The sequence below is a fragment of the Rheinheimera sp. genome, assembly GCF_020217005.1.
Classification (GTDB): domain Bacteria; phylum Pseudomonadota; class Gammaproteobacteria; order Enterobacterales; family Alteromonadaceae; genus Pararheinheimera.
The window spans coordinates 1-10,000 of sequence record NZ_JAIWOI010000256.1; the positions used below are offsets into that span (position 1 = coordinate 1).

Sequence of the window (10,000 nt, forward strand, 5' to 3'; positions counted from 1 at the left end):
GATGAGAAGGATAAAGCGCCTCAAGAGCTGTGATATTCAGCGTATTGCATAGGCAAGCAGTTCATTTCGAAAAGCGGTGGTTACATTTGACTGATTATATGAGTGAAATTATAGGGATCAGCTAAATGGATTGCTTTAGTATATCAATCCGCAACTTAGTGTCAGTTGAGCAACTTCGTCTGACTATCAACAAAGGATCCTGCAATGAGTGCTGTTTTTGAACGTTCACCCCAATTTTATGTGCGCCTTGCCGGTGTATTTTATCTGGCCATTATTGTGTTAGGGCTTTTTGGTGAACTGATGGTCAGAGGCTCCCTGGTGGTTCCTTTAGATGCAGCAGCTACCGCACAGAATATTATCGCTTCATCTTCATTGTGGAGGCTGGGCATAGTAGGGGACTTGTCGATGCAACTGCTGGATATCCCCATCATCGTGTTGTTTTATTTATTGTTTAAACGCGTCAACGCTGGGCTTAATCTGGCCGCCACTTTTTTTAACCTGATCCAAACCGCTATGTTGGTGGCCAATAAGCTGCTGTTAGTCATTCCATTGTTGTTACTAGGTGGTGGGGCTGCTGCTTCTGCGTTTTCTTCTGAGCAATTGGCAGCCTGGTCTTACCTTGCTATTGGGCTGCACAGCTATGGTTTTGGCATAGGGCTGATCTTTTTTGCGCTGGCCTGTTTGCTGCGTGGTTATCTGATTATTAAATCGGGCTTCTTCCCGGCTTTTATCGGAGTCATGTTAGCGCTGGCGGGTTTGTGTTATCTGATCAATAGCCTGGCCTTATTACTGGCACCATCCCTGGCGTCGCTGCTATTCCCCTGGGTTCTGATGCCGGTGTTAGCCGCTGAATTAAGCTTAAGCCTGTGGATGATTATTAAAGGCGTGACTATGCAGAAATGGCAGCAAACCACGTCTTAAACTGAAATGCCGTGGTTACTGTAAAGCTGAATACAGTAACCAGGGTTTCAAAGGTAAAACAAAAGCATCTTCAAAACCCGTCCATAAATCCATACAACTTCCTCTAGTACTTTAGTCTTTATGTCGACATAACGTCGCATTTCAGCTTGACCAAAGTCGATATCAGGCGTAAAACGTAATCACTTTCTAATTATTGTCGACAATCTGATGCTTGCTACCGAATTCAAAGAAGCTATTACTGCGGCCGACCGGGTGCTGGTGCAAATTCGTACCGCCATAGTGGAAGGCGAAATTCCTGCTGGTACTAAGATCAGTGAGCCTGAACTGGCGCGACGTTATGATTTAAGCCGCGCACCACTGCGTGAGGCCTTAGCACGTTTAGAGCGCTGTCATCTGATAGAACGTACACCCAATGCCGGCGCCCGTGTGGTCAAGCTGTCTATTGAAGGCTTACGTTCTTTGTATCAGTTGCGCGAAGAGCTGGAAGGCCTGGCCTGTCGTTTGGCGGCAGAACATATGACAGAGCAGGAAATCGCCGAAGTCAGAGCGCTACTTGATCAGCATTTGTCGACACAACGGGTGCATGAAGGCGAAAGTTACTACCAGGAAGCAGGGGATGTCGACTTTCATTACCGCGTCATCTTAGGTAGTAAAAATCCTTATCTGATTAATATCTTAAGTGACGAGTTGTATTTTCTGGTGCGGATGTATCGGGTGCAGCTTGGCATGAACGGCCCACGGGTATCGCGGGCTTTTGACGAACACAAAGCTATTATCAATGCCATTGCCAACCGTGATGGCGAACTGGCCGACTTACTGATGCGCCGTCATATCGCCGCATCCAAACGTAATATTGAACAACAGTTACTTCAACAGGGGACTTCACATGGCTAATGTAAAAAGCGCTGGCGCTCTGCTTCGTCAGGCAATTAGAGACAATCATCCGTTACAGCTGGTGGGCACTATTAACGCCTACACCGCCATGATGGCTGAACGTGTGGGTCACAAAGCCCTGTATTTATCTGGTGCTGGTGTGGCCAATGCCTCTTTTGGTTTGCCTGATTTAGGCATGACCTCGTTAAACGATGTTTGTGAAGATATCCGCCGTATTACGGGTGCTACTGAACTGCCTTTGCTGGTGGATGCCGATACAGGCTGGGGTGGTGCTTTTAACATAGGCCGTACCGTCAAAGAGATGACCAAAGCCGGTGCTGCAGGTTTTCATATTGAAGACCAGGTGGCGCAAAAACGTTGTGGTCACAGACCGAACAAAGAAATCGTATCGTTGGACGAAATGGTTGATCGCGTCAAGGCTTCTGTCGATGCCAGAACAGACGAGAACTTTTTTATTATGGCGCGCACTGATGCGTTGCAACAACAAGGTTTAGACGCCGCCATCGAGCGTGCTTTAGCCTGCGAAGCCGCTGGTGCCGATGCCATTTTTGCTGAAGCTGTGTATACGCTGGAGCAATACCAGGCCTTTACTAAGGTGCTGAAAGTGCCGGTATTGGCCAATATCACTGAGTTTGGCCAAACGCCACTGTTTAACAAAGCAGAGCTAGCTGGCGTAGGTGTGGATATGGTGTTGTATCCGTTGAGTGCCTTCCGCGCTATGAACAAAGCTGCACTGAATGTGTATGAATCTATTTTGGCCAATGGCGATCAGAAGGCTGTAGTCGACAGCATGCAAACCCGGGCTGAACTTTACGACTTCCTGAACTATCACAGTTATGAGCAGAAATTGGATGCGTTATTTGCTGTAGGCAAAAGCTCTAAATAAAAAGTTGGGCAAACAAAAAATAACTAACATCAGCCAAAGAGCATTCAATAAATCAACAGAACAAATTAAAAACGGAGAGACAAGATGGCGAACGCAAAAGAATTATCAGGCGCAGGTTTACGTGGCCAAATCGCAGGTAAAACCGCTTTATCCACAGTAGGCAAAACAGGTTCAGGCCTGACTTACCGTGGTTATGATGTCAAAGACTTAGCCGCTCACTGTGAATTTGAAGAAGTAGCGCACCTGATTTTAAAAGGCGAGTTACCGAACGAAGCAGAACTGGCTGCCTACAAAAAACGCTTAAAGGCGATGCGTCACCTGCCACAGGCTTTAAAAGAAGTACTGGAACGTATTCCTGCTTCTGCTCATCCTATGGATGTAATGCGTACTGGTTGCTCTATGTTAGGCAACTTAGAAACTGAACAGAGTTTTGCTCAGCAACAAGATGCAACAGACCGTTTACTGGCGATTTTCCCTGGCTTAATTAACTACTGGTATAACTTCAGCCATAAAGGCCAGCGCATTGAAGTGGACACAGCGGCCGATTCTATTGCCGAACAGTTCCTATGGACTTTACATGGTGAAAAACCAACTCAGCTGCATACCGATGTAATGAACTCTTCGCTGATTTTATACGCAGAGCATGAGTTTAATGCTTCTACTTTCACGGCCCGTGTTTGTGCTTCCACTTTAAGTGACATGCATTCTTGCATCACAGGCGCTATAGGTTCATTACGTGGTCCTCTGCATGGTGGCGCTAATGAAGCGGCGATGGAACTGATTGAAAAGATGGACAATCCGGATGATGCCGAAACCAAGTTAATGGGCATGCTGGAACGTAAAGAAAAAATCATGGGGTTTGGCCATGCCATTTATGCGGAGTCCGACCCACGTAATGCGGTGATCAAAGAATGGTCAGAAAAGCTGGGTAAAGCCAATGGCGACACCTCCTTATACGACATTTCTGTGCGCTGTGAAGCGGTGATGTGGCGCGAGAAAAAACTGTTCTGTAACGCAGATTTCTTCCATGCCTCGGCTTACAACTACATGGGTATTCCAACCAAGCTGTTTACGCCTATTTTTGTCTGTTCACGTTTAACAGGCTGGGCTGCCCATGTAATGGAACAACGTGCGGACAACCGTATTATCCGCCCAAGTGCTGAATACACAGGTGTGGAGCCACGTAGTGTAACGCCACTGGCGCAGCGTTAATCCCCGTCGTTCTTGAAGCTGCAGCTTCGTTGACCGCGTGCCTCGCCCCAGTCACATAGAATACTATGCTCCTGGGATCTCGAGCACTTGTCGCCTCCCTGCAACATCAATTACTTAGGGGATCAGAAAAGAAGCCCTTAGTGGGCTTTTGTAGGATCTAAAGTAAACAATTTAACTGAGTGGCCACGCCATGAATTCTAATTACCGTAAAAACTTACCAGGCACCAACCTGGATTATTTTGATGCCGAAGCGGCTTGTAACGAGATTGAACCCGGCTCTTATGCCAAACTGCCTTATACCTCCCGCGTTCACGCTGAAAACTTAGTACGCCGCTGTGATCCTGCATTATTGACTGATGCATTAAAACAACTGATTTACCGCAAGCAGGATCTGGATTTCCCCTGGTTTCCTGCCCGTGTGGTCTGTCACGACATCTTAGGTCAAACTGCATTAGTGGATTTAGCAGGCCTGCGTGATGCGATAGCTTTGCAAGGCGGTGATCCGGCCAAGGTCAACCCTGTAGTGCCGACTCAACTGATTGTCGATCACTCGCTGGCGGTTGAGCATGCGGGTTTTGAAAAAGATGCCTTCGAGAAAAACCGAGCTATTGAAGACAGACGCAACGACGACAGATTCCACTTTATTAACTGGACGAAAAAAGCTTTTAAAAACGTTGATGTGATACCGCCGGGTAATGGCATTATGCACCAGATCAACCTGGAGCGGATGTCACCTGTTATTCACGCTATAGATGGCGTGGCTTACCCTGATACCTTAGTCGGCACCGACAGCCATACCCCTCATGTCGATGCTTTGGGCGTCATTGCTATTGGGGTAGGTGGTTTAGAAGCGGAAAGTGTGATGTTAGGCCGTGCCTCCTGGATGCGTCTGCCGGATATTATTGGTGTCGAGCTGACAGGCAAAGCTCAGCCGGGCATTATGGCCACTGACATAGTACTGGCGCTGACTGAATTTTTACGTAAAGAAAAAGTGGTATCGGCATATCTGGAGTTCTTTGGTGAAGGCGCCAGCAGCCTGAGTCTGGGCGACAGAGCGACCATTTCTAATATGACACCAGAATATGGCGCTACTGCCGCTATGTTCTCTATCGACCAGCAAACGCTGGATTATTTAACCCTGACAGGCCGTGAGCCAGCGCAAGTCAAGCTGGTGGAAACCTACGCCAAAACTGCAGGCCTGTGGTCTGACAGTTTGAAAACGGCCGAATATGAGCGGGTCTTACGATTTGATTTATCCAGTGTAGGCCGCACTATTGCTGGACCGTCCAATCCTCATGCCCGGGTATCGACCAGCGATTTAGCCGCTAAAGGCATAAGTGGTGTAATAGAAAACGAGCCGGGTTTAATGCCGGACGGCGCTGTGATTATTGCCGCTATCACCAGCTGTACCAACACCAGTAACCCACGCAACGTGATAGCTGCAGGATTACTAGCGCGTAACGCCAGAGCTAAAGGGTTAAGCCGTAAGCCTTGGGTAAAAAGCTCCTTGGCACCTGGCTCTAAAACCGTTGAGCTGTATTTAAAAGAAGCCAACTTACTCGAGGATTTAGAAAGTTTAGGTTTTGGCATTGTGGCCTTTGCTTGTACCACTTGTAACGGTATGAGCGGCGCTTTAGATCCGGTCATTCAACAGGAGCTGATAGATCGTGATTTATACGCTACAGCTGTATTGTCTGGTAACCGCAACTTTGATGGCCGTATTCACCCTTATGCCAAGCAGGCCTTTTTAGCTTCACCTGCGTTGGTGGTGGCTTATGCTATAGCCGGTACTATCCGTTTTGATATCGAAAAAGACGTGCTGGGACTGGATGCCGAAGGCAAAGAAATCCGCTTAAAAGACATTTGGCCAAGCGATGCTGAAATTGATGCTGTGGTGACAAGCAGCGTGAAACCTGAACAGTTCCGCAAAGTCTATGAGCCTATGTTTGCGCTCTCTGTGGATTACGGCGAAAAAATTAGTCCGCTCTATGACTGGCGTGCGCAAAGTACCTATATCCGTCGTCCGCCCTACTGGGAAGGCGCTTTAGCCGGTGAGCGTACTATGAAGGGCATGCGTGCTCTGGCTGTGTTAGGTGACAATATCACCACTGACCATTTATCGCCGTCTAATGCCATTATGATGGACAGTGCTGCGGGTGAATACCTGCATAAAATGGGGCTGCCGGAAGAGGATTTTAACTCTTACGCCACCCATCGCGGTGACCACTTAACAGCGCAGCGTGCGACTTTTGCCAATCCAAAGCTTATCAACGAAATGGCCGTAGTGGATGGCAAAATAAAACAAGGTTCTTTAACCCGGATTGAGCCTGAAGGTGTAGTCACCCGGATGTGGGAAGCCATTGAAACTTATATGGAACGTAAGCAGCCTTTAATCATCATTGCTGGTGCTGATTATGGTCAGGGCTCATCCCGTGACTGGGCGGCCAAAGGCGTGCGTCTGGCCGGTGTCGAAGTGATAGTGGCAGAAGGGTTCGAGCGTATTCACCGCACTAACTTAGTGGGCATGGGGGTATTACCGCTTGAGTTTAAAGCGGGGGTCAACCGTAAAACTTTAGCTTTGGATGGCACTGAAAGTTACGACGTAACAGGTGAGCGTACACCTCGCACTACTTTAACTTTAGTGATCACCCGTAGAAACGGTGAAGTATTGCAAGTGCCTGTGACCTGTCGTTTGGATACGGCCGAAGAAGTCTCTATTTATGAAGCAGGTGGCGTGTTACAGCGTTTTGCCAAAGACTTCCTTGAAGCTAAAGTGTAAGGGCAGGGATAAGAACAATGAGCTATTTGCCACAAATTAAAATACCAGCCACTTATATCCGTGGTGGCACCAGCAAAGGTGTGTTTTTCCGCTTGCAGGATTTACCCCAAGTAGCCCAAACCGCAGGAGCAGCGCGTGATGCGCTGCTGCTCAGAGTGATTGGCAGCCCGGACCCTTATGGCAAACAAATTGATGGTATGGGTGGTGCTACCTCCAGTACCAGTAAAACCGTAATTTTGTCGAAAAGCCAGCAGCCGGATCATGATGTGGATTACCTCTTTGGTCAGGTATCTATTGATAAAGCTTTTGTCGACTGGAGCGGGAACTGCGGCAATTTATCAGCAGCTGTGGGCTCTTTTGCCATCAGTGCAGGTTTAGTCGATGCCAGTCGTATTGTTGCCGATGGCAAAACCACTGTACGGATTTGGCAGGCCAATATCGGCAAAACCATTATTGCCCATGTGCCTATGCTAAACGGAGAAGTGCAGGAAAGTGGCGATTTTGAACTGGATGGTGTGACTTTCCCTGCTGCGGAAGTGCAACTGGAGTTTATCGACCCGGCCGCCGATGAAGACGGAGAGGGCGGCGGCTCTATGTTCCCAACCGGCAATTTAGTGGACGATTTGGACGTGCCTGGTGTCGGCACTTTCAAAGCCACACTGATTAATGCCGGTATTCCGACTATTTTCGTCAATGCCGCAGATATTGGTTACACAGGCACAGAGCTGCAGGACGCTATTAACAGCGATATTCAAGCTTTGACGATGTTTGAAACTATCCGGGCCTATGGCGCTGTGAAAATGGGTTTGATATCGCATATAGACGAAGCGAAAACCCGTCAGCATACGCCAAAGATTGCTTTTGTTGCGCCAGCCACAGACTATATCTCGTCCAGTGGTAAAGCTGTGACTACAGGCGATATGGATTTGGTGGTGCGGGCTTTATCTATGGGTAAATTACATCACGCCATGATGGGCACAGCCGCTGTGGCCATTGGCACTGCAGCTGCTATTCCGGGTACTTTAGTCAATCTGGCGGCTGGTGGTGTCAAACGTAAAGCAGTACGTTTTGGTCATCCGTCCGGCACTTTACGGGTCGGAGCTGAAGCTGCCCAGGTCTCTGGTGAATGGAAAGTTACCAAAGCCATTATGAGTCGCAGTGCCCGGGTCTTAATGGAAGGTTGGGTACGGGTGCCTGCAGATACATTCAGCCTTGATTAAATGCTAAAAATGATAAGTTCGTCTGACTGTAGCTTAATTACAACTTATTATTCCAGTATAAATAAGTAGCTATGTTGAAAAGACTAGTTATTCTCTGTAGATTGATTATCGAATTTACGATTTTTTTGGGGGAGTCTTAGATGAAGAAGTTAGGTTACAGCCTGTTTGCCGCCTTATGTTTAAGTTCAGCAACACTGTCTACTGCCGTGAAAGCTGAAACAGTGGACTACCAGTATCTGACCGTAGCCGGTTATCTGAATTTTTATTTGCTAAATTTAAATGCCTGTGAAGATTATCATCCGGAAATTCGCCAACAGGCTTACGATGCGGAAAAGCAGCTCTATCCTTGGCTGGTTAAGTTAGAGCAAAAATTAAAAGGTGCAGATGCGGACAACAAAACCTTGTCTGATGTAGTACAGAAACGCCGCGAAGCGCTTAATCTGCAAATTGCCGAAGGTGATTTTACTCTGGATCACTGCAAAGCCATTGTGAAGATTTTATCTGCAGATGGTTTAGATCAAACGCTGTTAAAAAGCCTGAACTAAAGCCTGTAAACAAACTTTTATATCCGTGTTTTGAAAAACCACTTGTCTCAGCCCGAGCAGGTGGTTTTTGCTTTTAACTCAAGCTTCGCCGCTGATTTGTTCCGGTGCCTGTGATGTCTATTTATACTTTATCTGCTAAAGACGTACCACAACTGATGTTGGTGCAAAAAGACTGTTATAACGAAGAGCTGGTTGAGTCAGTAGCTGTAATGGCTGCACGTATTGGCGCTTTTCAACATAGCTGCTGGGGTTATTTTGTCGATCAATTAATGGCTGGCTATCTGCTGGCTTATCCTTCTGTGCTTGGCAATATTACTCCTTTAGCTGCAGATTTTCCTTCATATCAAAAACCCGATTGCCTTTACTTGCATGATATGGCGATTTCCAGTCATTTCCGTGGGCAGTCGTTAGCACCAAAGTTACTGCTTCATGCTCAGAAAGAAGCTCAGAAGATGGGGTTAAACGCTATGGCTTTAGTCGCAGTGCAGGGAGCTGAAGCCTATTGGGCTAAACAAGGTTTTGTTAAAGTGACAGATATCTGTTTAAAACAGCAGGCTATTTTGGATACATATTTACCTGAAATAGCCTGCTATATGATCAAAACATAAAATGAGTTTTGAGCAGTTTTTAGATCTGTTCCAGCAAATAATTGCCGGATTTTAAATCGTCCGCCAGTTCTTTTGACCGTTCCAGTACAGTAGCCCAATAAGCAAGACGCTGCTCGTCCGTTAGTTTGTCAAAGTCTTTACGGTCAGGAATTTTACTGTATGGCAATGATTTTACCCAGGATTCGGCTGGACAAAGCAGGATCATCTTATCCATTTGGGCTGATTTGGCTCGTCGCCATGGTAAAGATTTATCAAACCAGCCAGGGATCAGATAGGGATAAAAGTGTGGATATAAAATCAGGCCTTGTTGCTGATATGGCAATGACAGATGGTAATCCAGCAAACCTCCGTCCATATACAAACCTTTAGGTAGACCAACCGGGTCTTTTACCGGGTGCATCACCATAGGAATAGAACCTGAAGCCAACAAACTGGCTTTAAAGTTCTCTATAGTCAGTGGGTAAGCTTCATGTGGCACATGCTGCAATAAGCCCCCATTACTGTGGTTTTGCATCACCACTCTTTTGTAGAACTTTTGCAGCAAAGCTGGTTTGAGCAGATTTGCGCCTGCGGCTAATAATAACCGTCGTAGTTGCGCGCTTTTACGCTCAGATTTTCTTATTTTAACCTCGCGGGCCGCGATAAAATTCAGTTGTAATACAGGGTTATTCAGCACCTGTAAAATATGTTGCTCTGAGGGAAATACGTGATCCAGTACTGAAGCAGAGGTTGAAGTAATTTGATCAATACTGGCTTTAGCCGGAAAACATAAGCTGCTGTAAGCTCTGGCAAATCGTTCTGTTGCTGCAACAGGGTCCTGCTGAGTAACACAAGCAAAACGCCAGGCTCCAGCTGAGCTACCAACTAAAGATAAAGCGGTAGTTCTGTCTTTAAAAAATTCACCAAACAAATACTGATCTAAACCGTAGAGGCAA

At 46.9% G+C, this 10,000-nt stretch carries 9 protein-coding genes; 8 read left to right on the plus strand and 1 reads right to left on the minus strand.

The features are described from left to right. Positions 1–204: 204 nt before the first annotated feature. From LDL40_RS12510 to LDL40_RS12545, 8 genes are all read left to right on the plus strand, one after another. A complete protein-coding gene (locus LDL40_RS12510; protein ID WP_300995712.1) occupies positions 205–921 on the plus strand; it encodes a DUF4386 domain-containing protein in 717 nt (238 codons plus the stop codon). Between the two features lie 207 nt (positions 922–1,128). Then, positions 1,129–1,815 carry a GntR family transcriptional regulator gene (locus LDL40_RS12515; protein ID WP_300995713.1) on the plus strand — a complete coding sequence of 229 codons (687 nt, stop codon included), beginning with the start codon at positions 1,129–1,131 and terminating at the stop codon, positions 1,813–1,815. Further along, positions 1,808–2,701, plus strand: a complete 894-nt coding sequence (gene prpB / locus LDL40_RS12520; RefSeq protein WP_300995714.1) for a methylisocitrate lyase — start codon at positions 1,808–1,810, stop codon at positions 2,699–2,701. The genes LDL40_RS12515 and prpB overlap by 8 nt, the downstream gene beginning before the upstream one ends. Positions 2,702–2,785: 84 nt before the next feature. Beyond that, entirely contained in the window at positions 2,786–3,913 is a 1,128-nt protein-coding gene (gene prpC / locus LDL40_RS12525; protein WP_300995715.1) for a 2-methylcitrate synthase, read from the plus strand. Positions 3,914–4,103: 190 nt separating this feature from the next. Then, complete coding sequence (gene acnD, locus LDL40_RS12530; protein ID WP_300995716.1) at positions 4,104–6,692, plus strand: Fe/S-dependent 2-methylisocitrate dehydratase AcnD; 2,589 nt, start codon at positions 4,104–4,106, stop codon at positions 6,690–6,692. Positions 6,693–6,709: 17 nt separating this feature from the next. Further along, the gene (prpF, locus tag LDL40_RS12535) at positions 6,710–7,912 is read left to right on the plus strand and encodes a 2-methylaconitate cis-trans isomerase PrpF (protein ID WP_300995717.1); all 1,203 of its coding nucleotides are present in this window, start codon (positions 6,710–6,712) and stop codon (positions 7,910–7,912) included. 140 nt (positions 7,913–8,052) lie between these two features. Next, a complete protein-coding gene (locus LDL40_RS12540) occupies positions 8,053–8,457 on the plus strand; it encodes a hypothetical protein (RefSeq protein WP_300995718.1) in 405 nt (134 codons plus the stop codon). A 113-nt stretch (positions 8,458–8,570) separates the two neighbouring features. Then, entirely contained in the window at positions 8,571–9,065 is a 495-nt protein-coding gene (locus LDL40_RS12545; protein WP_300995719.1) for a GNAT family N-acetyltransferase, read from the plus strand. Between the two features lie 19 nt (positions 9,066–9,084). Here the strand turns inward: LDL40_RS12545 and LDL40_RS12550 are convergent. Beyond that, positions 9,085–10,000: patatin-like phospholipase family protein (locus LDL40_RS12550; RefSeq protein WP_300995720.1), on the minus strand; the 916-nt coding region annotated here is incomplete at its 5' end.

Coding starts and splice junctions, on each gene's coding strand:
- LDL40_RS12515 (WP_300995713.1), top strand. CDS start 1,129: ATGCTTGCTACCGAATTCAAAGAAGCTATTACTGCGGCCGACCGGGTG.
- prpB (WP_300995714.1), top strand. CDS start 1,808: ATGGCTAATGTAAAAAGCGCTGGCGCTCTGCTTCGTCAGGCAATTAGA.
- acnD (WP_300995716.1), top strand. CDS start 4,104: ATGAATTCTAATTACCGTAAAAACTTACCAGGCACCAACCTGGATTAT.
- LDL40_RS12545 (WP_300995719.1), top strand. CDS start 8,571: ATGTCTATTTATACTTTATCTGCTAAAGACGTACCACAACTGATGTTG.
- LDL40_RS12540 (WP_300995718.1), top strand. CDS start 8,053: ATGAAGAAGTTAGGTTACAGCCTGTTTGCCGCCTTATGTTTAAGTTCA.
- prpC (WP_300995715.1), top strand. CDS start 2,786: ATGGCGAACGCAAAAGAATTATCAGGCGCAGGTTTACGTGGCCAAATC.
- LDL40_RS12510 (WP_300995712.1), top strand. CDS start 205: ATGAGTGCTGTTTTTGAACGTTCACCCCAATTTTATGTGCGCCTTGCC.
- prpF (WP_300995717.1), top strand. CDS start 6,710: ATGAGCTATTTGCCACAAATTAAAATACCAGCCACTTATATCCGTGGT.